Source organism: Pseudomonas farsensis (assembly GCF_014268805.2).
GTDB classification, from domain to species: domain Bacteria; phylum Pseudomonadota; class Gammaproteobacteria; order Pseudomonadales; family Pseudomonadaceae; genus Aquipseudomonas; species Aquipseudomonas farsensis.
This window is the reverse complement of the sequence record NZ_JABWRF020000003.1, coordinates 142,721-166,959: the sequence shown is the minus strand read 5'-3', so window position 1 is coordinate 166,959 and position 24,239 is coordinate 142,721. Positions and strand designations below refer to the sequence as shown.

At 64.5% G+C, this 24,239-nt stretch carries 18 protein-coding genes and 1 pseudogene; 6 read left to right on the top strand and 13 right to left on the bottom strand.

Going from position 1 to position 24,239, the window contains the following annotated elements:
* Nucleotides 1-311: 311 nt before the first annotated feature.
* The 7 genes from HU719_RS16960 to HU719_RS16930 form a co-directional block, all read right to left on the bottom strand.
* Nucleotides 312-1,637, bottom strand: coding sequence for a DUF3426 domain-containing protein (locus tag HU719_RS16960; protein ID WP_186537226.1), 1,326 nt, complete (start codon nucleotides 1,635-1,637; stop codon nucleotides 312-314).
* Between the two features lie 35 nt (nucleotides 1,638-1,672).
* Nucleotides 1,673-2,557: a 50S ribosomal protein L11 methyltransferase gene (prmA, locus tag HU719_RS16955; RefSeq protein ID WP_186537227.1), complete on the bottom strand. Its 885-nt coding sequence runs from the start codon at nucleotides 2,555-2,557 to the stop codon at nucleotides 1,673-1,675.
* 231 nt (nucleotides 2,558-2,788) lie between these two features.
* Complete coding sequence (locus HU719_RS16950) at nucleotides 2,789-3,853, bottom strand: 2,3-butanediol dehydrogenase (RefSeq protein ID WP_225917318.1); 1,065 nt, start codon at nucleotides 3,851-3,853, stop codon at nucleotides 2,789-2,791.
* A gap of 56 nt (nucleotides 3,854-3,909) precedes the next feature.
* A complete protein-coding gene (locus tag HU719_RS16945) occupies nucleotides 3,910-5,016 on the bottom strand; it encodes an acetoin dehydrogenase dihydrolipoyllysine-residue acetyltransferase subunit (RefSeq protein ID WP_186537228.1) in 1,107 nt (368 codons plus the stop codon).
* A complete protein-coding gene (locus HU719_RS16940) occupies nucleotides 5,013-6,035 on the bottom strand; it encodes an alpha-ketoacid dehydrogenase subunit beta (protein ID WP_186520156.1) in 1,023 nt (340 codons plus the stop codon). Before HU719_RS16940 ends, HU719_RS16945 begins: the two co-directional genes overlap by 4 nt.
* A 33-nt stretch (nucleotides 6,036-6,068) precedes the next feature.
* A complete protein-coding gene (locus HU719_RS16935) occupies nucleotides 6,069-7,046 on the bottom strand; it encodes a thiamine pyrophosphate-dependent dehydrogenase E1 component subunit alpha (protein WP_186520157.1) in 978 nt (325 codons plus the stop codon).
* 22 nt (nucleotides 7,047-7,068) lie between these two features.
* A complete protein-coding gene (locus tag HU719_RS16930; RefSeq protein WP_186537229.1) occupies nucleotides 7,069-8,124 on the bottom strand; it encodes an ATP-NAD kinase family protein in 1,056 nt (351 codons plus the stop codon).
* 280 nt (nucleotides 8,125-8,404) lie between these two features.
* Here HU719_RS16930 and HU719_RS16925 point away from each other — a divergent pair, with 280 nt between their 5' ends.
* Nucleotides 8,405-10,255 carry a sigma-54-dependent Fis family transcriptional regulator gene (locus tag HU719_RS16925; RefSeq protein ID WP_186537230.1) on the top strand — a complete coding sequence of 617 codons (1,851 nt, stop codon included), beginning with the start codon at nucleotides 8,405-8,407 and terminating at the stop codon, nucleotides 10,253-10,255.
* 65 nt (nucleotides 10,256-10,320) lie between these two features.
* Here HU719_RS16925 and accC read toward each other — a convergent pair whose 3' ends face one another.
* The 6 genes from accC to HU719_RS16895 form a co-directional block, all read right to left on the bottom strand.
* Nucleotides 10,321-11,676, bottom strand: a complete 1,356-nt coding sequence (gene accC / locus HU719_RS16920; RefSeq protein ID WP_186537231.1) for an acetyl-CoA carboxylase biotin carboxylase subunit — start codon at nucleotides 11,674-11,676, stop codon at nucleotides 10,321-10,323.
* A gap of 17 nt (nucleotides 11,677-11,693) precedes the next feature.
* The gene (gene accB / locus HU719_RS16915; RefSeq protein WP_186537232.1) at nucleotides 11,694-12,149 is read right to left on the bottom strand and encodes an acetyl-CoA carboxylase biotin carboxyl carrier protein; all 456 of its coding nucleotides are present in this window, start codon (nucleotides 12,147-12,149) and stop codon (nucleotides 11,694-11,696) included.
* 100 nt (nucleotides 12,150-12,249) lie between these two features.
* Complete coding sequence (aroQ, locus tag HU719_RS16910) at nucleotides 12,250-12,702, bottom strand: type II 3-dehydroquinate dehydratase (protein ID WP_011535870.1); 453 nt, start codon at nucleotides 12,700-12,702, stop codon at nucleotides 12,250-12,252.
* Between the two features lie 175 nt (nucleotides 12,703-12,877).
* Entirely contained in the window at nucleotides 12,878-14,629 is a 1,752-nt protein-coding gene (locus HU719_RS16905) for a protein-disulfide reductase DsbD (protein ID WP_186537233.1), read from the bottom strand.
* 456 nt (nucleotides 14,630-15,085) lie between these two features.
* Nucleotides 15,086-15,868: a methyl-accepting chemotaxis protein gene (locus HU719_RS23930; RefSeq protein ID WP_437179686.1), complete on the bottom strand. Its 783-nt coding sequence runs from the start codon at nucleotides 15,866-15,868 to the stop codon at nucleotides 15,086-15,088.
* Between the two features lie 1,463 nt (nucleotides 15,869-17,331).
* Nucleotides 17,332-18,948, bottom strand: a complete 1,617-nt coding sequence (locus HU719_RS16895) for a response regulator (protein ID WP_186520164.1) — start codon at nucleotides 18,946-18,948, stop codon at nucleotides 17,332-17,334.
* A 249-nt stretch (nucleotides 18,949-19,197) separates the two neighbouring features.
* Between HU719_RS16895 and HU719_RS16890 the strand changes: the two genes are divergently transcribed.
* From HU719_RS16890 to HU719_RS23630, 5 genes and pseudogenes are all read left to right on the top strand, one after another.
* Nucleotides 19,198-20,265, top strand: coding sequence for a DUF2333 family protein (locus HU719_RS16890; RefSeq protein ID WP_186520165.1), 1,068 nt, complete (start codon nucleotides 19,198-19,200; stop codon nucleotides 20,263-20,265).
* A 1-nt stretch (nucleotide 20,266) separates the two neighbouring features.
* Complete coding sequence (locus tag HU719_RS16885) at nucleotides 20,267-20,809, top strand: NUDIX domain-containing protein (RefSeq protein ID WP_186520166.1); 543 nt, start codon at nucleotides 20,267-20,269, stop codon at nucleotides 20,807-20,809.
* A 210-nt stretch (nucleotides 20,810-21,019) separates the two neighbouring features.
* Nucleotides 21,020-21,391 carry a translation initiation factor Sui1 gene (locus HU719_RS16880; RefSeq protein WP_186520167.1) on the top strand — a complete coding sequence of 124 codons (372 nt, stop codon included), beginning with the start codon at nucleotides 21,020-21,022 and terminating at the stop codon, nucleotides 21,389-21,391.
* Nucleotides 21,392-21,541: 150 nt separating this feature from the next.
* Complete coding sequence (gene speA / locus HU719_RS16875) at nucleotides 21,542-23,455, top strand: arginine decarboxylase (protein ID WP_186520168.1); 1,914 nt, start codon at nucleotides 21,542-21,544, stop codon at nucleotides 23,453-23,455.
* Nucleotides 23,456-23,619: 164 nt separating this feature from the next.
* Nucleotides 23,620-24,075 (top strand): annotated as a pseudogene (locus tag HU719_RS23630) (REP-associated tyrosine transposase).
* Nucleotides 24,076-24,239 lie beyond the last annotated feature (164 nt).

Here is a 24,239-nt window from a genome sequence, read left to right as displayed (position 1 = left end):
GCGATAGAGATGCCTGGCTGAGCTCCTGTGGGAGATTCTATGGTTTCGGGCAATTCGCTTTTGATTGTGTAGGAGCGGCCTTGTGTCGCGATGGGCTGCGAAGCAGCCCCAGGATCTGTGCACCCACCAGAATCGCTGGGGCTGCTTCGCAGCCCATCGCGACACAAGGCCGCTCCTACACTGACCGCGTAAAACGGCACCTATATAGCGACAAGCCACATTCCTTGAGAGCTGGCGGCAGCCTGCGATGAGGCCACCACAAGCTTGCCCTAAGCCTGGGGTCTCCCACGCTCTGTGCGTTACGCCTTGGGTTATTCCGGCGAACGGAAGCTCAGGCTGTAGTTCACCGCCTTCGGCCCAGGGTCGAGGATATCCAGGGCGATGTGGATCGGCGTCTGGCTTGGCATCTCGCCGCGGCCGGCCAGTTCGCCCGACAGGTACTCGCTGGGTTTGAAGCGCCGGCTGGCGATCAGTTGGCCATTGAGGTCGGCAAAGCGCAGTTCGAGCAGCGGGAAGGGTTGGGCGAACGGTGCGCGGTTGTAGATGATCGCGTCGACGATCAGCGCGCCCTTGAAGTCCGGGTGGCTGCGCACCACCAGGTTGCTGCTTTTGATGCGCGAGATGTCGACGCGGGTCGGCACCTGGCAGCCGAGTGTCGGGCACAATTGCTGGAACCACGGGCGGTACTGGTCCTGGCGGGCCATCTCGTCGAAGTGGTACCAGATGTACTGGAAGGCCAGCAGGCCTGCCGCCAACAACGTCAGCGCCCCCCACAGCAGGCGCTTGCCCCAGTTTGGCGCGGGTTTTTCCCAGCCCAGTTGCAGCGGGTCGTCGACCACGTCCACCAGCGGCTCCTTGCGCACTCGCTCGGGCTTGCTGGCAAGGCTGGGTTCCAGGCGGTCATTGTCGCCAGGCTCATCCAGATGGTCGTCGTCATCGCGTGCCGACAGGCGCTCACTGCGCACCTCGTCATCCAGCGCCGACAGCCCGCTGACCGGTGCCGGCTCGTCATCGCTGGCCACGCGCTCAGGCGGCAGGTCGAGATCGTCGTCCAGCGGCTGCGAGCGCAGCGGCGGCTCGTCGTCGAGGTCGATGTCGACGGCGCCGAAGGTCGGCTCGGTGCGCGTTTCGACAACCGGCTCGGGTTCCGGCTCAGGCTCTGGCTGTTCAACCAGCACCGGGGCCTGCAGCACCTGCTCTACCGGTTCGAGGTGATCGTCGGTGGCGTTGCCGAACGGTGTGTCGTCCTGCTCGTCGCTGCCGTGCTCGTCACGCCGGGCGTGCAGCGTGGCACTGGGCGTGGGTGCGCGACGGTCGCCGGGGCTGCGCCGCTCAAGGCGCGCCAGTTCCTGGTCGAGGTCCAGGCCATCGAGCGCGTTGGCCGTGTTCGCCCAGTCCCCAGGCGGTGCCACAGGCACGACCGGCGCCTTGGCCTGCGGCGTTTCGGCCGGTGGCAGCGGTGCTTCGGGCACAACGCCTGCGGCTGCGCGGTTTTGCTCGAGCAACTGCTTGGCCGCATTGAACACCTGCAAGCAGTTGCCGCAGCGCACAACGCCGCGCGCCACGCTCAACTGATGGTGGGTGACGCGAAAGCTGGTCTGGCAATGCGGGCACTGGGTGACGAAACTGTCGGTCATGCGGCGATCCGGGGTTGTGCAGAGGTTGAGTCTAGTCAGGCCTGGCGACGACGGCCACTGATCCGTACCCAGCCGTCGCGCACGACAATCGGGTCCAGGTCAAAGTCGGCGGTGTAGGCGGCTGCCACTTCTTCGCCTTGTTCGGCAAGGATGCCCGACAGCGCCAGCAGGCCACCTGGGCGGACCAGGCCGGACAGCTGCGGTGCCAGAGAGACCAACGGGCCGGCCAGAATATTGGCGACCAGCACGTCGGCCTGCATGGCGGGCATCTGCTCAGGCAGGTAGAGGTCGAACGTGTCGTCAGCGATACCGTTGCGCTGGGCATTGTCACGGGAGGCTTCGATGGCCTGCACGTCGATGTCGGTACCGACCGCTTTAGCGGCGCCCAGCAGCAGCGCAGCGATGGCCAGAATGCCCGAACCGCAGCCGAAATCCAGCACCTGGGTGCCGTCGAGCTGCTGGCCGTCAAGCCATTCCAGGCACAGTGCGGTGGTGGGGTGGGTGCCGGTGCCGAACGCCAGGCCCGGGTCGAGCAGCAGGTTGACTGCGTCTTTGTCCGGGGCCTCGTGCCAGCTTGGGACGATCCACAGGCGCTGGCCGAAGCGCATGGGCTGGAAGTTGTCCATCCAGCTGCGCTCCCAGTCCTGGTCTTCGATGACCTCGGCCTGGTGCTCGGGCAGCTCGGCGCTGGTCAGCAGGCGCAGGTGGGCGAATACCGCCTCAGGCTGGGCATCGGCCTCGAACAGTGCCAGCAGGTGGGTGTTCGACCACAGCGGCGTGGTGTTGAGGTCTGGTTCGAAGATCGGCTGGTCTTCGGCGTCCATGAAGGTTACCGATACCGCACCCACTTCAAGCAGGGCGTCTTCGTAGGTTTCGGCTTGTTCCGGGCTGATGGCCAGGCGTACTTGCAGCCAGGGCATGGCGGGCACCTTAGGTAAATCGACAGGGGCAGCCCAAGGCTGCGCGAAAGGCCGCCAGTTTACGCCACGCAGGCGTTAAAAGGGAGTGAAGCCGCACGCGGTCTTGCAGGAGCGGCCTTGTGCCGCGAAAGGGGCGCTGCGCACCCCCGGATTCTGCATCGCGCAGACATCGCCGGGGGCGCTGCGCACCCCTTTCGCGGCACAAGGCCGCTCCTACAGGGGATCGTGCTGCTAAGCGCCGCCAGGCGACACGATGATCTTCACGTTGTGCTCCTTGTTGTTGACCAGCTCTTCAAAGCCCAACTCGACGATCTGCTCAAGCCCGATACGCCCGGTTACCAACGGCCGTATATCCAGGCGCCCGTCGTTGATGAAGGCAATCACATCGGCGAACTCGCCGTTGTACGCCAGTGCCCCAAGCACCTGCTTCTCGGTCGAGACCAATTCGAAGAAGTTGAACGAGCTCGGCTCCTCGAAAATCCCCACCAGCACGCATTTGCCGGCCTTGCGCAGGGCGTCGATGGCAAGCTTGGCGGTGTTCTTGTTGCCGATGCACTCAAAGCTCACATCAGCACCAAGCCCGCCCGTCAGCTTGCGGATTTCGGCCAAGGCGTCGCATTGGCTTGGGTCGAGCACCGCCGTTGCTCCCACTTCCAGGGCCTTGTCCTTGCGCGCCGTGGCCATTTCCAGGGCGATCACCTGGGCCGCGCCGGCAGCCTTGGCGCACATGATGGTGCACAAGCCGATGGTGCCGGCGCCGACCACCACCACGTTCTGGCCCAGCAGGCTGCCGGCCTTCTTCACCGCATGCATGCCTACCGCCAGCGGCTCGATCAGCGCGCCGGCCTCGCGCGGGAAGCCTTCGGGCAGTTTGTACAGCAAGTTGGCCGGCACGTTGACGCGCTCGGCAAAGGCGCCGTTGTTCATCAGCCCGGTAAAGGCCAGCTTCTCGCAGATGTTGTACAGGCCATGGGTGCAGTAGTAGCAGGTGCCGCAGTGCTGGCAGGCGTCGGCGGCCACCGGGTCGCCGAGCGCATAGCCCTGCACGCCTTCGCCAAGCTGGACGATTTCGCCGCAGAACTCATGGCCGAGGATGCACTGGCCTTGAATGCCGGTCAGCGGGTGCGGCGCTTCTACCGGAATGAATACCGGGCCTGCGACATATTCGTGCAGGTCCGAGCCGCAAATGCCGCACCAGTCCACTTTGATCTGCACCCAGCCAGGCGGTGGGTCGGCGGGCAGTGGCACCTGTTCGACGCGGATATCGTTGCGCCCGTGCCAGACGGCGGCGCGCATGTGGGTGTGGCTCAGGTCGTTCATTGTTGTTGTCTCCAGGCTCACGAAGAAAACCCTCAGTGTTTGCGCAAGAACTCGGCAAGGCGTTGGTTGACCTGCTCGGCAGCCTCCATCTGCACCATGTGGCCAGCCCCAGGGACCAGCAGCACTTCGGCGTCCAGGCCGTCGCTGTGGCTGGCGGGGATGATCGCGTCTTCGCTGCCCCACAGCACCAGTGCCGGGTGCTGGCCGAGCACGGCGCGCAGGTCGTGGCGCTGGCGGTCGCCTTCTGCCAGCGCGGCCGACAGTTGCTCCAGCGCCTGTTGCACGCCCTCAAGGCGCTTGAAGCGCAGCATGTCTTCGAGCATCTGCCGGGTCACCAGGCCAGGGTCGGCAAACAGCTGCGTCATCGGTGCTTTCAAGGCATTGCGGTTGGCGGCGGCGACGAAGCTTTGCAGGTATTGGCCGTTGATGGTTTCGCCAAGCCCGACGCTGGCCACCAGGCCCAGGCTGGCCACCCGTTGCGGCGCCAGGCGCGCCAGGTTCAGGCACACCGCGCCGCCCATGGAATGGCCGGCCAGGTGCGCGCGGGGGATGTCGAGGTGGTCGAGCAGCGCCAGCACGGCCTGGCTGAGTTCATCCAGGTCGCCGCGTTGCAGGGCCTTGGCTGATTCGCCATGGCCTGGCAGATCGAGGGCGATCACCCGGCGCTCGGCGGCCAGGGCCGGGTGGTTGAACAGCCAATTGTTGAGGTCGCCGGCAAAGCCATGCACCAGCACCAGTGGCGTGCCGCCTTCGCCCAGCTCGAACCAACGCAGCAGGCGCCCGCCTACGTCGGCTTTTTGCGGTACCGGCCCTGTGGCCTGCTCACTGCCTTCGGCGGCGACGAATTCGGCCTGGAAGCGTTGCACCACGGCGTCGATCTCGGCCTCATCGGCCTCGCCTTGCACCACCACAGCCAGCAACGCGCCCACCGGCAGGGTTTCGTCAGGTTGGGCGACCAGGCGGCGCAAGGTGCCGCTGAACGGCGCCTCGACCGTGCCGTTGATCTTGTCGGTCTCGACGTCGAGGATCTCGTCGCCGGTATTGATCTCATCGCCCTCCTGGCGCAGCCAGGTATCGACCCGGCCTTCGGTCATCGACAGCCCCCACTTGGGCATGGTCAGGGTCAGAATCTGGCTCATGCGGCGCTCCTTGTGCCTTCGATCACTTTGCGCACGGCTGCTTCGATCTTCGCCGCGTCAGGTATGTACAGGTCTTCGAGGGCGTCGGAGAACGGCACCGGAGTATGCGGCGCGGTGACCATTTCAATCGGCCCCTTGAGGGCGGCGAAGGCTTTTTGCGCGACCAGCGCGCTGATATCGGTGGCCATCGAACAGCGCGGGTTGGCTTCGTCGATCACCACCAACCGGCCGGTTTTTTCCACGCTTTCCAGGATGCTGTCTTCATCCAGCGGGCTGGTGGTGCGCAGGTCCAGTACCTCGCAGTCGATGCCTTGGCGCGCCAGGTTGTTGGCCGCTTCCAGCGCTACGTGGACCATGCGCCCGTAGGTCACCAAGGTGATGTCGTCGCCATCGCGCACGAAGTTGGCTTCGCCGAAGGGCACGGTGTAAACCTCTTCGGGCACCTCGCCCTGCATGCTGTAGAGCAGCTTGTGCTCGCAGAAGATCACCGGGTCGTTGTCACGGATGGCCTGGATCAACAGGCCCTTGGCGTCGTAGGGGGTGGCCGGGCAGACCACTTTCAGGCCCGGAATGTGCGTCCACAGCGAGGTGAGCATCTGCGAGTGCTGGGCGGCGGCGCGCAGGCCGGCGCCGTACATGGTGCGCATCACCAGCGGGGTGACGGCCTTGCCGCCGAACATGTAGCGAAACTTGGCGGCCTGGTTGAGGATCTGGTCCAGGCAGCAGCCGGCGAAGTCGACGAACATCAGTTCGCACACCGGGCGCAGGCCCTGGGTTGCAGCGCCCACGGCCGCGCCGACGTAGCCGATCTCCGAAAGCGGTGCATCGAGCACGCGGCCGGGGAACTGGTGGTACAGGCCTTTGGTCACGCCGAGCACGCCCCCCCAGGCGTCGTCCTCGCCAGGCGCACCGGCACCGCCGGCGACGTCTTCACCGATGATGAACACCGTGCTGTCGCGGCGCATTTCCTGGGCCAGGGCTTCGTTGATGGCCTGCTGGTAGCTGATCTTTCTTGCCATGATGATTCTCCTGCTTGTTCTTGTTGTTGTGGCTCAGGGGTAGCTGACGTAGACGTCGCTGAGCAGGTCGGCGGGCTGCGGCTTGGGCGCGGCCTTGGCGCGGACCACGGCATCCTCGATCAGGTCGGCCACGCGGGCGTCGATAGCATCGAGCTGCTCGGGGCTGAGCAGGCCTGCGCGGGTGGTCTTGTTGCGGAACTGCATCAGGCAGTCGCGCTGCTCGCGAAGGTTCTTCACCTCGTCCGGGGCGCGGTAGGTTTGGGCGTCGCCTTCGAAGTGGCCGTAGTAGCGGCTGAGCTTGACCTCGATCAGCGACGGGCCTTGGCCGCTGCGGGCGCGTTCGATGGCAGCGCCTGCGGCTTCGTGCACGGCGAAGTAATCGAAGCCGTCGATGGTCACCCCCGGCATGCCGAAGCCGGCGGCGCGGTCGGCGATGTGGTCGCAGGCCACTGACCAGTTGGAGGCCGTGGCTTCGGCGTAGCCGTTGTTCTCGGCGACGAAGATGCACGGCAGGTTCATCACCGAGGCCAGGTTCATCGCCTCGAACACCGCGCCCTCGTTGGAACCGCCGTCGCCGAAGAAGACGATGGCGACGTCGTCGGTGCCCTTGATCTTGGCCGCCAGCGCAGCGCCGGCCACCAGAGGCGCGCCGGCGCCGACGATGCCGTTGGCGCCGAGCATGCCTTTTTCCAGGTCGGCGATATGCATCGAGCCGCCTTTGCCGCCGCACACGCCGGTCTTCTTGCCGTAGATCTCGGCCATCATCCCGTACACATCGACGCCCTTGGCAATGCAGTGGCCGTGGCCACGGTGGTTGGAGGCAATGCAGTCGCTGTGGCGCAGGTGCGCCATGACCCCGGCAGCGCTGGCCTCTTCGCCGGCATACAGGTGGACGAAACCGGGGATCTCGCCAGTGGCGAACTCCACGTGCAGGCGCTCCTCGAAGACGCGGATGGTGCGCATCACTTCATAGGCATGCAGGAGCTGTTCAGGGCTCAGGTGAGTGGACATCTTGTTGTTCTCCAGGGTTGTCTCAACACGGGGTTGCGGGGTGCAGCCGGTGGCCCCGGGGGACCGCCAGCAGGTGATGACGGGCGGCATGCGCAAGCACCGCCTCGACGTCCACGGTCAGCGGGCCGCAGGTATCGAGGGTGATGGTCGGGGTGTCGCAGGCGGCAAACTCGATCTCGCGCTCGCCATCCAGCGCCAAGGTGCCGCAGGCCAGGCTCAGGCGATGGGGCTCGCCGGGGTTGAGGATGCCGCTGGCGGTGATGCCGCAGCCTTGCACCAGGCCAGGGGCAACCGGTGCCAGCAGGGCCTGCTCGGCGCCGGGGTTCAGGCGTACCCAGGCGCCATGCTGTGCCTGGCGCGACACCGGGTTCCACAAGCCGAGCAGCGCCGACAGGCCAATGGCGTGGGGCTCGGCGAAGCAGGCGAAGACTTCGACCAGGTCGTCACTGTGGCTAAGGGCGCGGGCGCCGATGAAGCGCTGCGGCGAAACCGCGACTTCCACCAAGGCCCATTCGCTCAGTTGCTGTTCGGGCACCTCCACCAGCAGCCGTTTGTTGCGGCGCAGGCCCAGGCTGCTCGGCACCCGGCCGCAGGCCAGCAGGCCGCCGGCAAGCCCGGCGCTGGTGGCCTCACGCAGTTCCGGGAAGGCATTGTTGGTGCCGGTAGACAGCGTCAGCAGCGGCGTGCCAGCGGCTTCGGCGGCCACCGCCTTGTGCGTGCCATCGCCGCCCAGCACGGCAATCAGCGCGACCCCGGCCTCGACCATGCGCCGGGTGGCAAGGCGCGTGTCGGCGACCGTCTGGGTCAGTGGCAGGTCAAGCAGTTGCAGCTTCGGCCAGTGCTGCTGGCGGGCGTTGGGGCCGGCGCAGGCCTTGAGCACCGCAGCGGCGATACCGGTCATGTCGGTGGGCATCAGTACCCGCTCGACCCCGGTGGCGCCGAAGGCTGCGAGCAGGCGTTGGATGGCAGAGGCCTTGTCGGTACTGGAGTAGAGGCCGGCGCTTGCGGTCAGGCGGCGCAGGTCTCGACCGGAGGCGGGGTTGGCGATGATGCCGACGGTCGGGGCGGGTTGCGGCATGGCGCACCTCGAATTGTTGTTTGTCAGGGCTTGAGCAAGCGCGGTGCCAGCTTTGCTGATAACGCTCGTAAAGCCCGTGCTAGAGCTTTTCAAGGCGAAGATGGCCTGCGTGGCTCAGCCCCCCTGCGAGACGCCGGGTGTCGGCCATGGCCTGCCGGCGGCGAGACGCTGAGACGCAGCGTCTCAAGCCAGCCGGTAATCACGCAGTACTTGTCGGGGCAATTGCCCTGGCGCTTAATGGCTGCACAACGACAAGAACAATGAGAACCGGAGGGCCCCAATGCTTGCCGCGAACTCCCGAGCCCATGTCGACTGCGTCAGCCGGGTGCTGAAAAACGTCGATCGTCAGCCGCAGGTTCCCGTGCCGCCGCTGATCCTCGACTCCTGGCGCCGTTCGGTGGAGCTTTATCGCCTCGACCCTGCTTCCCAGCAGGGGCCGCGCATCCTTTCGCAAAGCCTGCTCAACGAGTGCCGCGAACGCGCCGAACTGTTCCTGCGTATTGCCAGCGATGCTGTGGCGCGCCTGCATGAGCGGGTGCGCGGCGCCGACTACTGCGTGTTGCTGACCGACGCTCAGGGCCGCACCATCGACTACCGGGTCGAATCCTCTATCCGCAACGACTGCCGCAAGGCCGGCCTGTACCTGGGCACCTGCTGGTCTGAAGGCGAGGAGGGCACCTGTGGCGTGGCTGCGGTGCTGACCAGCAAGGCGCCGGTCACGGTGCACAAGCGTGATCATTTTCGCGCCGCCTTCATCGGCCTGACCTGCAGCGCCGCGCCGGTGTTCGACCCGACCGGCGAGCTGCTCGGGGTGGTGGATGTGTCGGCCTTGCAGTCGCCCGACGACCGGCGCAGCCAGCACCTGATCCGGCAACTGGTGGAGCAGACCGCGCGCGAGATCGAAAACGCCTTTTTCATGCACAGCGCCCAAGGCCATTGGGTGATGCGCGCCCATGGCACGCCGGGCTACGTGGAGAGCCAGCCGGACTACCTGCTGGCGTGGGATGGCGATGGCCGGCTGCTGGCGCTGAACAGCCTGGCCCGCCAGCACCTGATGCAGCGCGACGGGCGTTTGCCTGGGCATATCGGCGAGCTGTTCGACCCCGACCAGTTGCGCCGCGCCCACGATGCTTCGGCCCAGCGCCTGGCCGGTTGGGGCGGCTTGTATGGCCGGGTCAGCGCCCCGCAGCGGCGTGCTCCGGCGCGGCCGCTCAAGCTTGCGCAGGATGGGCGTATCGAGCAGCAGTTGCGCCTGGCCATCCGCGTCAAGGACTGCAACCTGGCGGTACTGGTGCAGGGTGAAACCGGGGCCGGTAAAGAGGTATTTGCCCGCCAGTTGCATCGGCAAAGCCTACGGGGCGACGGGCCCTTCGTCACCCTCAACTGCGCGGCCATCCCCGAGAACCTGATCGAAAGCGAGCTGTTCGGTTATGTCGCCGGGGCCTTCACCGGGGCGTCGAGCAAGGGCATGCAGGGCCTGTTGCAGCAGGCCGATGGCGGCACGCTGTTCCTCGACGAGATCGGCGATATGCCGCTTAACCTGCAAACCCGCCTGCTGCGGGTGCTGGCCGAGGGCGAGGTGGCGCCGCTGGGCGCAGCGCGGCGCCAGCGTGTGGATATCCAGGTGATCTGCGCCACCCACCGCGACCTGGCGGCGATGGTCAGCGAGGGGCGTTTTCGTGAGGACCTGTATTTTCGGCTGGCCAACGCCCGTTTCGAGCTGCCGCCGTTGCGCGAGCGTGAAGACCGCCTGGCGTTGATCCAGCAGATGCTGGGCGAGGAGGCGGCAGCCTGCGGGGTCGAGGTGGTGCTGGCCGATGCCGCGCTGGAGGCGCTGCTGGTGTACCGCTGGCCGGGCAACTTGCGGCAGATGCGCCAGGTGCTGCGCTACGCCTGCGCGGTCAGCGAGGGCGGGCAGGTGCGCCTTGAGGACTTGCCGCAGGAATTGCGGGCCAATTGCGCACCGGCTGCGCAGGGTGTTTCCAGCCCGGCGCGGCAGATGCTGCTCGATGCGCTGATTCGCCACCGCTGGAAACCCGCCGATGCCGCGCGGGCGCTGGGGATTTCGCGGGCGACCTTGTATCGGCGGGTGCATGAGCACTGTATCGACATGCCGCGCATGAAGCCTTGAGCATGATTTGCGGGCAATAAAAAACCCCGGCACCAGGCCGGGGTTTATTCATGCAGCTACAGCGATCACTCCTGGTTGGCCAGTTTGTGCTCGAGGTAGTGAATGTTGACGCCGCCTTTGCAGAAACCTTCATCACGCACCAGGTCGCGGTGCAGCGGGATGTTGGTCTTGATGCCGTCGACGACGATCTCGTCCAGGGCATTGCGCATACGCGCCATGGCTTCGTCGCGGTCCTTGCCGTAGGTGATCAGCTTGCCGATCAGCGAGTCATAGTTCGGCGGAACCGAGTAACCGCTGTACAGGTGCGAATCGACGCGAACGCCGTTGCCACCTGGGGCATGGAAATGCTTGACCTTGCCTGGGCTCGGGATGAACTTCTTCGGGTCTTCGGCGTTGATCCGGCACTCCAGCGAGTGACCACGAATCACCACGTCTTCCTGGCGGAACGACAGCTTGTTGCCAGCGGCGATGCTGAGCATCTCCTTGACGATGTCGATGCCAGTGACCATTTCCGAGACCGGGTGCTCGACCTGGACGCGGGTGTTCATCTCGATGAAGTAGAAGCTGCCGTTCTCGTACAGGAACTCGAACGTGCCGGCACCGCGGTAGCCGATTTCGATGCACGCATCGACGCAACGCTTGAAGACTTCCTGGCGGGCCTTCTCGTCGATGCCCGGGGCCGGCGCTTCTTCGAGTACCTTCTGGTGGCGGCGCTGCAGCGAGCAGTCGCGGTCACCCAGGTGAACGGCATTGCCCTGGCCGTCGGACAGCACCTGAACTTCCACGTGACGTGGGTTGGTCAGGAACTTCTCCAGGTACACCATCGGGTTGCCGAAGGCTGCACCGGCTTCGGTACGGGTGAGCTTGGCCGAGGCGATCAGGTCCTCTTCCTTGTGCACCACGCGCATGCCGCGACCACCACCACCACCGGCGGCCTTGATGATCACCGGGTAGCCCACTTTACGGGCAATGGCCAGTGCCTCTGCTTCGTCTTCCGGCAGCGGGCCGTCGGAGCCCGGTACGGTCGGTACGCCGGTCTTGATCATGGCGTCCTTGGCCGAAACCTTGTCGCCCATCAGGCGAATGGTGTCGGCTTTCGGGCCGATGAAGGCGAAACCGGACTTTTCCACCTGTTCGGCAAAATCGGCGTTTTCCGCGAGGAAGCCGTAGCCTGGGTGGATGGCGGTAGCGCCTGTCACTTCGGCGGCAGCGATGATTGCCGGGATGTGCAGGTAGGAATCCTTGGACGATGCAGGGCCGATGCAGACCGACTCGTCTGCCAGGCCCAGGTGCATCAGTTCACGGTCGGCCGTGGAGTGCACGGCGACGGTCTTGATGCCCAGCTCTTTGCAGGCACGCAGGATCCGCAGGGCAATTTCCCCGCGGTTGGCGATCAGAACTTTTTCGAGCTTCCCAGACATCGTTGGCTCTCCGCGAATCAAACGATGGTGAACAGCGGCTGGTCGAACTCAACCGGCTGGCCGTCTTCAACCAGGATGGCGTCGATCACGCCGCCAATCTCGGCTTCGATGTGGTTCATCATCTTCATGGCTTCGACGATGCACAGGGTGTCGCCTTTCTTCACGCTCTGGCCAACTTCAGCGAAGTTGGGCGAGGTCGGCGATGGCTTGCGGTAGAAGGTACCGACCATTGGCGAACGAACCACGGTGCCTTTGAGGGCTGGGGCTGCAGCTTCGGCAACTGGCGCAGCAGCAGCGGCCACTGGAGCTGCAACAGGTGCGGCCATCGGGGCGGGTGCGTAGAACTGCTGAGGAGCGGCGTTCTTGCTGTTACGGCTGATGCGAACGGACTCTTCGCCTTCCTTGATTTCCAGTTCGTCGATGCCGGACTCTTCCAGCAGTTCGATCAGCTTCTTGACTTTACGGATATCCATTAATCAGCAACTCCCAAGGTTCGGTCAGGGATGTAAGTTGTAAACGTATCGAAAACGTTTCTTTCAGGCCTCGGCCCGCAGGGGCCAAGGCCTTGTGTCATCAGGGCTGTGCGTTGGCAGCCAGGTGTTCCAGTGCAGACTCCAGGGCCAGCCGGTAACCGGTGGCGCCCAGGCCGCAGATCACCCCCACGGCTACATCGGAGAAGTAGGAGTGGTGACGGAACGGTTCGCGCTTGTGCACGTTGGAGAGGTGCACTTCGATGAATGGGATGCTCACCGCAAGCAACGCGTCACGTAATGCGACGCTGGTGTGTGTGAATGCGGCCGGATTGATCAGGATGAAGTCCACGCCTTCGTTGCGCGCGGCGTGGATACGGTCGATCAATTCGTACTCGGCATTGCTCTGCAGGTATTGCAGATGGTGGCCTGCGGCGCGAGCGCGCTGCTCCAGGTCCTGATTGATCTGCGCCAGGGTTGCCGCGCCATAGTGGCCAGGCTCGCGAGTGCCGAGCAGGTTCAGGTTGGGGCCGTGCAGCACCAGTAGTGTTGCCATCTGTGATTCCTTGGTTTTGTAGGGCAATTCGACGTAGCGCGGCGACTATGCCGGAACCGGCGCTGAGTGTCCAGTTCCCGGCAATAGCCAGCACGATGCCCGAGATTCACGCAAAGTATGTGACCGGATGATTAATTTTGGTCACTTGCAACGGGTTTTCCCCGTCCGCAGGAAGTTATAGACGCAGTTGGCCGCCAACGCGCGCCAGCACCTGGGCAAATTCGCCGGCGTTTATCTCGCCAACCACCCTTTCAGCGCCCAGTTCGCTGCCATTGCCTGCAAAGAACATCAGCGCTGGCGGGCCGAATAGCCGGTAGCGGTCGAGCAGCGCGCGTTGTTCGGCGTTGCTCTGGGTGATGTCCAGCCGCAGCAGTTTGAACGCTGCCAGTTGCGGCTTGATCTGCGGGGCTTCGAGTACTTCGTGCTCGATCACTTTGCAACTGATGCACCAGTCTGCATACCAGTCGAGCAGCACCGGTTGGCCGGCGGCCTTGGCCTGGGCCAGTGCGGCATCGAGAGCGGCGGGGCTGGTCACGGTCTGCCAGGCATCGGCCTGGGGGCTGGCCGCCGTGCTTGCGGCTTGCGCTGGCGGCAGCGGGCGCAGCGGGTCGCCCTGGCCGCTGAGGGCGCCGTACCAGCAGGCCAGGGCGTATACCAGCAATGCCAGGCCCAGCAACTGCGCCAGGCGCTGGCGCGGGGTTTTCACCACCCACTCCAGGGCGCCGAGGAAGATCGCCACGCCTGCTGCCTGAAAACCGATCAGCAGCAGCGTGACCGGCCCCGGCAGTACCCGGCTGAGCAAGCCGATGGCGACCCCCAGCAGCATTACGCCGATGGCGTTCTTGACCGTGTTCAGCCATGGCCCGCTTTTCGGCAGCCAGGCAGCACCACCCGTAGCCACCAGCAGCAGTGGCGCGCCCATGCCCAGGCCCAGGGCGAACAGCTTCAGCGCGCCGCCCAAGGCATCGCCGCTGGCACTTATATAAAGCAGAGCACCGGCCAATGGCGCGGAAACGCAAGGCGAAACCAGCAGGCTGGAGACCACGCCGAGCACTGCAGCCCCGAGTAGCGAACCGCCCTGGGTGCGGTTGGCGACCTGGTCCAGGCGGTTGCTCAAGGCCTGCGGCAGTTTCAGCTCGAACAGGCCGAACATGGCCAGGGCAAACACCACGAAGAACGCCGCAAACGGCACCAGCACCCAGGCCGATTGCAGGCGTGCCTGCAGGTTGAGCCCGGCGCCGAATATACCCATCAGCGCGCCAAGTGCGGCAAAGCTGGCAGCCATCGGCAGCACATAGGCGAGCGACAGCGAGAACCCGCGCAGCCCTCCGACCTGCCCGCGCAGCACCACGCCCGAGAGGATCGGCAGCATCGGCAGCACGCAGGGGGTGAAACTCAGGCCGACGCCGGCAATGAAGAACAACAGCAGGGATTTCCAGCTCCAGTCATGGGTGCTGGGCGCCGCACTGCCGTCGATGCTGAGTTTTGCGGTTTGCGGCGGGTAGCACAGGCCTTTTTCCGCGCAGCCCTGGTAGCCCACCTGCAGGGTGAAGGCACGCGGGTCGTTGCGTGGCAGTTCGATGTCGAGCACGCCGTGGTACACCTGGACATCGCCGAAGAATTCATCGTGCTTGGCTTCGCCTTCGGGCAGGCGCGCGGCATCGAGCTTGATGTCGGCAGGCTCGGTGTGAAACTGCAAGCGGTGGCGGTACAGGTAATAGCCATCGGTAGCGACCAGGCGCAACTTGATGCTGTGGGCATCGGCCTGCACCAGGCTCAGTTCGAACGCTTCGTTGACCGGGAGAAAGTCAGCGTTGTTGGACAGCGAGGCAGCGCCGAGGCTGGCGCTGGGGCGGTTGTCGAGCAGGCTGTTGGCAAACGTGGGGCTGGACAGCAGCAGAAGCAGCAGGAAAAACAGGCGGCGCATGATCAACTCGCTAGGTGGAACCTGGCGGGGATGATAACTGGGTAAGGCTGCCAGGTGTTTGCCGCGAGTCTTTTAGTGCCTGTGGGATCGAGCGCCGCTCGCGCAGCGCATCGCAGGTTGTCGCCAGCTCCTACAGAGACCGTGCTCAACCGCTACATTGCTGGCTGGCCCCAATCCTGTGGGAAACGATAGTTAGTTGTGGCGAGCGGGCTTGTCCCGCGTTGGGGTGCGCAGCAGCCCTGAAAACCCCAGGGGCTGCTGCGCAGCCCAACGCGGGACGAGCCCGCTCGCCACAACGGAGCTCGCCATCAGGAGATGTGTCTGGCGAGAGCAGGCTTGTACAAAACCCTAGAATCTTCCACAGAGACCGCGCACAGTCGCAATACCGAGGCGCTGCCTTGAACCTGTGGGAGCTGGCGACAGCCTGCGATGAGGCCGGAGCAGGCTCCCCGAGCCCTATGAAAGCCTGAACGCCCGCACCGCCGTATTCAGCTCCCCGCCCAGCTGCAACAACTGCTCACCCTGCTCGCGCCCTTCACCGATACGTTGCAGGTTCTCTCCGCCCAGCGCATGAATCCGCTCGCTGTGATCGCGAATCTCGCTTACTGCGCCCGTCTGCTGCGCCGTCACATCGGCAATACGCACCGCTGTCTCGGCAATGGTGCGGATGGCCGCGACGATCTCATCCAGCGCACCATCGGCGGACTGCGCCTGCTCAGCGGTGGCTTCGGCGTGTTCAAGCTGCGTGCGCATGCCCTCGACCGAATCCCGCGCTGCCAGTTGCAAGCGGTCGATCAGCGCCTGGATTTCGCCTGTAGCGCCCGTGGTGCGCTGGGCCAGCGAGCGCACCTCGTCGGCAACCACCGCAAAGCCGCGCCCCATCTCGCCCGCCCGAGCCGCCTCGATGGCGGCATTCAATGCCAGCAGGTTGGTCTGTTCGGCAATCGAGCGAATCACCGTCAGCACCCCGCCAATGGTGGCCGACTCTTCAGCCAGTTGCTCGATCATCTGCGCGTTGCCTTGCACCTCATCCACCAGCGCGCGCAGGCCCGACAGGCTCTGGCCGATCACCGCCTGGCCCTGTTGCACAGCCAGGCCTGCGTGGCGGCTGGCGTCGGCGGCAGCGCTGGCATCGCCGGCCACCTGTTGGATGGTCGCCTCAAGCTCGCCCAAGGCATCGCGAATCTGCGCTGTGTCGCCGGCCTGGCGCTCGGCGCCATCGTGCAGCGCGCTGCTCATGCCAGCCAGGGCGTGGCTGCTGCCTGCCACTTGCTCGGCGTTGTGGCGGAGGGTGCCGACCAGTTCCACCAGGTACTGGCGCAGGCGGTTGAGCGACTCTTGAATGTCGTGCAATTCACGGTTGGTCTTGCCCAAGGCAATGGGCTGGGCAAAATCGCCTTCGGCCCAGCGCGACAAGGCCGGGGCGAGGCTGGTGAGGGTGCGGGCCAGGCGCCGCTGCAAGGTGTCGATGAGCAGCGCAATCAGTAGGATCAGGCCGATCATCAGGCCCTGGATGATGCGCACTTCGGCGGCGATGATCGCGTGTTGGCCGCGCACCTCAGGCTCAAGGCCGGCGATGGCCTGCTGCACAGCGTCGAGGCGCTGGTGGGTGCTGGCGGCCAGCGCGGTGCGCCGTTCGATCTGCTCGCGGGTGCGTTGCAGTTCGCCGGGGTAGCGTTTTACCAGGCTCTGCAGCTCGCGTTTCAGGCCCACGGCCACGTCTTCCTGCGCGCTGCTGGCCTCGGACGCCAGGCCCATCATTGCGGCAAAGTCATCGGCGCCGGATTCGCTGGCGCGGGTTACCCCCAGCAGCGGCAGGGCATCGATGAGCTGCGCCTGGGCGGCGATCAGTTGCAGCTCGCGGTCTACCTCGCCGGCCAGTTCCGCACGGCCGCTGCTGACCAGCTTGTCGCGTGCCAGTGACAGGCGGCCCAGGTGTAACGCGGCGTCCAGCAGCGGGGCGAGATAGCGGCCGGCATCGGCGCTGCGGCTGTCACGGGCATAGTTGGCCAGTTGCTCGAAGTTGGCGCCCAGTTCGCGCTCGGCTTGCAGCAACAGCGCCTGCGGGTCGCCTGCCAGCTTGCCGGCGGCGAGCAGTTCGTTGGCGGTAAAGGCGTGCAGGTCTCCAAGGCTTGGCCGCAGCTTGTCAGCCAGCGCCTCGGGCCAGTCGACGAGTGCCGCTTGCAGGCGCTCATTGGCTTGCATGGCGGCCGCGTGGCGTAGGGCATCACCGCTGCTCAGGTAGGCCTGGGTATTGCGCGCCGCGTCGTTCTGAAATTGCTGCGACAGGCCCAGGTAGCGCTCCATCAGTTGATAGGGGCGTTCCAGCGCGCGCTGCGACCACCAAAGGGTTGCACCCAGGGCGATGCAGACGGTTACCAGCAACAAGGTATTGAAATTGGTCAGCCACTTCAGGCGCATAGCCGCGAACTTCCTGCGGAGGGGAGAAGTAAGTGCCTGAAGTTATTGCTGTTTTGTGACGTGGTGATGACGGCGGCGGGCTGGCGCCAGAAAAAGTGGCACTGTGCCTGTATCGGCGCAGGCTTCACGCGGCCCGTGTAGGAGCGGCCTTGCGTCGCGAAAGGGCTGCGTAGCAGCCCCGGCGATCTTGCATGATGCCGAGATCCTGGGGCTGCTACTACGCAGCCCTTTCGCGACGCAAGGCCGCTCCTACACGGGCCGCATCGCCTGGGATGCTGACGTTACCTGTCGACCCGTACCACGCAGTTGCGCCCGGCATGTTTGGCCCGGTACAGCGCTTCATCGGCGGCGCTGGCCATGGTCGGTGCATCGAGGTGTTCATCCAGTTGCACCACCCCTGCGCTGAACGTGCACTGCAGGTCATGGGGCTGCGCGGGGTAGTGAATCTCGGCAAAGCGCCGGCGGATTTCGTCCAGCACCTTGTACGCCGCTTCCAGCGACGTGTCGGGCATCACCAGGGCGAATTCTTCGCCGCCATACCGGCCGATGTAGTCGGTCTTGCGCAGCCGCTGCTTGAGAAACAACGCCAGGCTCTTGATCACCCGGTCGCCCATGGGGTGGCCGTGGCGGTCGTTGATCTTCTTGAAGTGGTCGATATCCAGCATGGCGAAGCTCAACGGCTGCCCCTCGCGGCGTGCGCGGAAGCTGCAATCTTCGAGCAGTTGCAGAATGTGCGTGTGGTTGTACAGGCCGGTGAGGCTGTCGCGCACCATGCGTGCCTTAAGATGGCGGGCGCGAGCGGCGCGGTTGCGCACAGTGGTGATCAGGTGGCGGGCGCGGATCGGTTTGGTCAGAAAATCATCGCCGCCCTCGCTCATGGCATCGAGCTGTTTGTCCAGGTCGTCCTCAGCCGACAGGTAAATGATCGGCACGCTGACGTAACGATCGTTGTGGCGGATCACCTTGGCCAACTCCACGCCGGTGCAGTCCGGCATGTACATATCGAGAATCACAAGGTCTGGCTGGAAGTCGGCCAGCTCGCTCATGGTGCGAGTCGGCTCGGTCAGGCTGCGGGTGATGATGCCGGCGCTGTTGAGCAGGCGCTCGGTGTTCAGCGCCTGGGCGCGGGAATCGTCGATTACCAGCACCCGGAACGGGTCGTACTGGGTCGCGCTGGTCAGCAGTTCGAGCTTCTCAAGCAGGCTGGACGCCTCCAGGGTGCCGGTTAGAAACTCTTGGCCGCCTGCGCGCACAGCCGCCAGGCGCGTGCGGGTATCGGTGTCGTGCAGGCTGAAGAACAGCAGCGGGATTGGCTGCTCCAGGCCTTGCTGCGCCTGGCTGGCCAACTGCAGGCCGATGCCGGGGCCGGTGAAGTCCACATCCATGACGATGGCCGAGGGCAGGCGCTCGCTCATCGACGCCTGAAACGCCTCGCCACTGCACAGCGCCTGCACGGTCAGGCCAAAGAATTCCAGTTGCTGGGCCAGGCGCTCGGCGCGCTCGTGGTCCTGCAGCACGATGTACACCGGCTTGCGCAGCGGCGGCAGGGGCACGTTGTCGAGTTGGTCGCCACGGCGCAGGCCCGTGCGCGACAGGCGCTGCATGAGGTTGTTGAGTTCGCCGATCAACGCCGAGTTGAGCCGGGCGCTATTGGCCTCGATAGCGCCCAAGGTCTGGGTGATGGCCTGCGACAGGCTGCTGTGTTCGGGCTGTTCGAAGCGCTCGGCATAGCGCTGCAGGCGCAGGTTGGCCTCGTGCAATTCGCCAAGGTCGGCACTCGACCATTCGCCGCGGTGCAGGCGCTGCCATATTTCCAGCATCTGCCGAGCTTGATGGATGACCCGTTGGGCAAAGTGCTGCTTGAGGCGCTCGTGGCTCGGCTCGGCTGGTTGGGTCATGTCCTGGCTACTTGTTAGAGGAGGATTGCAGGTTCGATGATGGCTCTATGCTAGCACTGCTTTTCCTACAAGCGAGTGCCACGTATCAACAAAGTGTTCAGGGCCGAATATTCAGTTGCTGACCCGTTGGTCGCTTATACGAACGGCGGCGTCTGCTTTATAGTGCTGGCACTCGGGCTTGCCGTGGCACCCTGACAACTGTTGGTGGTCAAAGCCTCTGAACCGTCGTGACTGATTAAGGACAATGCCATGCTGGACTGGAAAAACCGCGAGGCCAAAAGCGCGCCCCGTGAGCGGGCCGAACCGCGCAAAACTGCTTCCCGTCGCTACCTTGGTGGCCTCTGGGGCCGTGGCCTGGGTGTGCTGGTGGGGGTTTATTTCGTGGTCTGCATAGGCCTGGGATGGTACTGGAGCGAGGAACCCGACCTGTTCCCGGTTCAGCAGAACGCCCAGGCTGCGGCCGAGCGCAACGGCCAGAAAATGGTCATCGGCTACACCACCATCGAAACCCTCAAGACCGTCGCCGGCACCTTGCTCGACAAGCCGGGCGGCTACATCGCCAACGACCGCTTCCCGCCAGGCCTGTGGATGGACAACATGCCGAGCTGGGAATACGGCGTGCTGGTGCAGGTGCGCGACCTGTCGCGGGCGCTGCGCAAGGACTTCGCCCGTTCGCAGTCGCAGTCCACTGAAGACGCCGACCTGGCCAAGGCCGAGCCGCGTTTCAACTTCGACCACAAGAGCTGGATCCTGCCGTCGAGCGAATCGGAGTTCGAAGAGGGCATCAAGTCGCTGAACCGTTACCAGGCGCGCCTGGCCAGCGGCGACCAGGGCGCGATCTTCTATACCCGTGCCGATAACTTGAACAACTGGCTGGGCGATGTCGCCACCCGCCTGGGCTCGCTGTCGCAGCGGCTGTCGGCAAGTGTCGGCCGGGTCAAGCTCAACGCCAACGCCAAGACTGACACCGTGATCGCCGGCCAGGCGCCACAGGTTGACGAGGAGGTGGTCGAAACCCCGTGGATGCAGATCGACAACGTGTTCTACGAAGCCCGTGGCCAGGCCTGGGCGCTGTCGCACCTGCTGCGCGCCATCGAAGTCGACTTTGCCGACGTGCTGGCCAAGAAGAACGCCACGGTCAGCGTGCGGCAGATCATCCGTGAGCTCGAAGCCTCGCAGGAAGCGCTGTGGAGCCCGATGGTGCTCAACGGCAGCGGCTTCGGCATGTGGGCCAACCACTCGCTGGTCATGGCCAACTACATCTCCCGTGCCAACGCGGCGGTGATTGACCTTCGCCAACTGCTGTCGCAGGGCTGAGGTGCCCATCAGCCCCGCCGAGGTCGCACATCGCGCGGCCTCGGATGCCGAGCTGGTCGTCTGGGTGGACGAGCACGACCAGCCCCTCGGCGCCTTGCCGCGGGCCGACCTGCGCGAGCGCGGCCTGATCGGCCGCTGCACGTTCATCCTGTTGTTCAATAGCCAAGGCTTGCTCTGCGTGCATCGCCGCACCCTGAGCAAGGCGCTGTACCCCGGGTTCTGGGATGTCGCCGCCGGGGGCATGGTCGGTGCTGATGAAAGCTATGCCGAATCTGCGGCCCGTGAACTGGAAGAAGAGCTGGGCGTGAGCGGCGTGCCGCTGCGCTTTCACGAACGGTTCTACTTCGACCAGCCAGACAACCGCATGTGGTGCGCGGTGTTTTCGGCGGTGTGGGACGGGGCGTTGCGCTTGCAGCCTGAAGAGGTGATCGAGGCCCGTTTTGTCACGGTTGCGCAGGCCGAACGCGATAGCGCGACCTTGCCGTATTGCCCGGACTCGCTGGCGGCATTGCAGCGCTACAAGGCTGGCCTGGGCACCGTGTAGCGCTTCATCGCGGGGCAAGCCCGCTTGGGGGTCGCAAAACATTCGCAAAATGGCGCAATCCGGTACTTAGCAACTGTCAGATTTATCGTTACACTGCGCGCCCTTTTGGGCTGTCGCAGATGTTGCGCCAGTAGCGCCGCCCCTGCCAGAGTGGGGCCTCGCGGTCGGCTCCCGTCGACCAGTTTTTGTCCTCAGCACCGAGGAACAAAAGTGGCCAAGAAAGCTTCTTCCCTCGCCGCCCTTGGCGGCCTCGTATATTCCACCGATGCCGGTCGGCACTGCCCTGACTGTGGCAAACCCGTGGACGCCTGCATCTGTAGCCAGCAGGCCATTCCCGAAGGGGATGGCATCGCCCGTGTGCGCCGCGAAAGCAAAGGCCGTGGTGGCAAGACCGTGACCACCATCAGCGGCGTGCCGCTGGCCGCTGAGCCGCTCAAGGCGCTCGCCGCGTCGCTCAAGCGCCGCTGCGGCACCGGGGGCGCGCTCAAGGACGGGGTCATCGAGATTCAAGGCGACCACGTCGAGCTGTTGCTCGGTGAGCTGATCAAACAAGGCTTCAAGGCGAAAAAGTCCGGCGGCTGAGGCTGCAACGGGTTTTTTTGACCAGCGCTTTCTAAACTCGGTTGCGTGTGCAGGGTCTACCCCTGGCATGGACGAATCGTCATTTTCAGCTTCTACACTGCGCCCGCCCCTTGTGGGGCAGTGTCTTCGACTTATCTATGGGGGACTTGAATGTCCGTACGACGCACACGCAAAGACGATGGTAGCCAGTGGACCGTGGCCGACAGCCGCAGTGTTTATGGCATCCGCCATTGGGGCGCGGGTTATTTCGCCATCAATGAAGCCGGGCGCGTCGAAGTGCGCCCCAACGGCCCGGACAGCTCGCCCATCGACCTGTTCGAACAGGTCGAAGAGCTGCGCCAGAGCGGCCTTTCGCTGCCGCTGCTGGTACGCTTCCCGGACATCTTGCAAGACCGCGTGCGGCAACTGACCGGCGCCTTCGATGCCAACATTGCGCGCCTTGAGTACCAGAGCCAGTACACCGCCCTGTACCCGATCAAGGTCAACCAGCAAGAGGCGGTGGTGGAAAACATCATCGCCACGCAGAACGTCTCCATTGGCCTTGAAGCCGGCTCCAAGCCTGAGCTGCTGGCGGTGCTGGCACTGGCTCCGAAGGGCGGCACCATCGTCTGCAATGGCTACAAGGACCGCGAGTTCATCCGCCTGGCGCTGATGGGCCAGAAACTTGGCCATAACGTATTCATCGTCATCGAGAAAGAGTCCGAAGTGGCGCTGGTGATCGAAGAAGCAGCCGAGCTCAAGGTCAAGCCGCAGGTTGGCTTGCGTGTGCGCCTGTCGTCGCTGGCGTCTAGCAAGTGGGCCGACACCGGTGGCGAGAAGTCCAAGTTCGGGCTGTCGGCCGCGCAGCTGATCTCGGTGGTCGAGCGTTTCCGTGACGCAGGCCTGGACCAAGGCATCCGCCTGCTGCACTTCCACATGGGCTCGCAGATCGCCAACCTGGCCGACTATCAGCACGGTTTCAAAGAAGCCATTCGCTATTACGGCGAATTGCGCGCGCTGGGCCTGCCGGTCGACCATATCGACGTCGGCGGCGGCCTGGGTGTGGACTACGACGGTACCCACTCGCGCAACGCCAGCTCGATCAACTACGACATGGACGACTACGCAGGTGTTGTGGTCGGCATGCTCAAGGAGTTCTGCGACGCGCAGGGCCTGCCGCACCCGCACATTTTCTCTGAAAGCGGCCGTTCGCTGACCGCCCACCACGCGATTCTGGTTATCCAGGTGACCGACGTCGAGAGCCATAACGACGAGATGCCGGTGATCGAGAACAAAGAGGCGCTGCCCGAGACCGTGCAATGGTTGGCCGACCTGCTTGGCCCGACCGATATCGAGATGGTCACCGAGACCTACTGGCGCGCCACCCACTACATGGGTGACGTGGCGGCGCAGTATGCCGATGGCAAGCTCACCCTGGCAGAAAAAGCCCTGGCCGAGCAATGCTACTTTGCCGTGTGCCGTCGCCTGCACAACTCGCTCAAAGCCCGCCAGCGCTCGCACCGCCAGGTGCTGGACGAGCTCAACGACAAGCTGGCCGACAAGTACATCTGCAATTTCTCGGTATTCCAGAGCCTGCCGGACACCTGGGCGATTGGCCAGGTGCTGCCGATCATTCCGCTGCACCGCCTGGACGAAGAGCCGATGCGCCGCGCGGTGCTGCAGGACCTGACCTGCGACTCCGACGGCAAGATCAACCAGTACGTCGACGAGCAGAGCATCGAGACCAGCATGCCGGTGCATTCGATCAAGGCGGGCGAAGACTACCTGCTGGGTGTGTTCCTGGTGGGGGCCTACCAGGAAATTCTGGGCGACATGCACAACCTGTTCGGTGATACCGATTCGGTGAACATCTACCAGAGCGCCGATGGCAGCGTGCACCACGCCGGCATCGAGACCCACGACACCATCGAAGACATGCTGCGCTATGTGCACCTGTCGCCGGAGGAGTTGATGACGCATTACCGTGACAAGGTCGCCAGCGCCAAGATCACCGCCCGCGAGCGCACCCAGTACCTCGATGCGCTGCGCCTGGGGTTGACCCGGTCTTCGTATTTGTCTTCGTAAATGGCCGTGCCGCTCCTGCGAAGGTAATGCGACCTTTGCAGGAGCGGCCTTGTGTCGCGAAATGAGGGCAAAGCCCTCACCGACTGCACATCCAGAAACGAACTAATCCCGCCCAGCCTCGGCCTCACAGCTACCTTTGAATGCAATATTCAAGGGAGTGCAACATGGACCGCCAAGGTAATCACCGCCTGCGAATTGGTCGGACGTCAGAATTAGGCCGTCTATACCTGCTCACCACCATCACTCGTCAACGCGTCCCGCTGTTCACTGATTTCGTCTTCGCCAGAGCGGTTGTCCGGAATTGCGTAAGAGCGATGAAGAGGGAGAGTGCCGATCATTGGCCTGGGTACTAATGCCCGATCATCTGCACTGGTTGATTGAGCTCGGGCAAGGCAGCCTGAGTAGCTTGATGTGCGCTTTTTAAATCCCGGAGCAGTTGTGCGCTGTATCGTGCCGGTGCAGACCGGCAGCACATTTGGCAGCCTGGGTTTCATGACCGCGCTTTGCGCCGTGAGGAGGATATCAGGGCGGCAGCGCGGTACATCATTGCTAACCCGTTGCGTGCCGGATTGGTCAGCAAGGTCAGGGATTATCCACATTGGGATTGTGTGTGGCTGTGAGTCTGCCGGTGAGGGCTTTGCCCTCATTTCGCGACACAAGGCCGCTCCTACACGCGTGGGCGTGATACGGCGATGTCAGTACCAAGCCTGCTGTTGTAGGAGCGGCCTTGTGTCGCGAAATGAGGGCGAAGCCCTCACCTAGGGTGTATCCGTGACTGAACTAA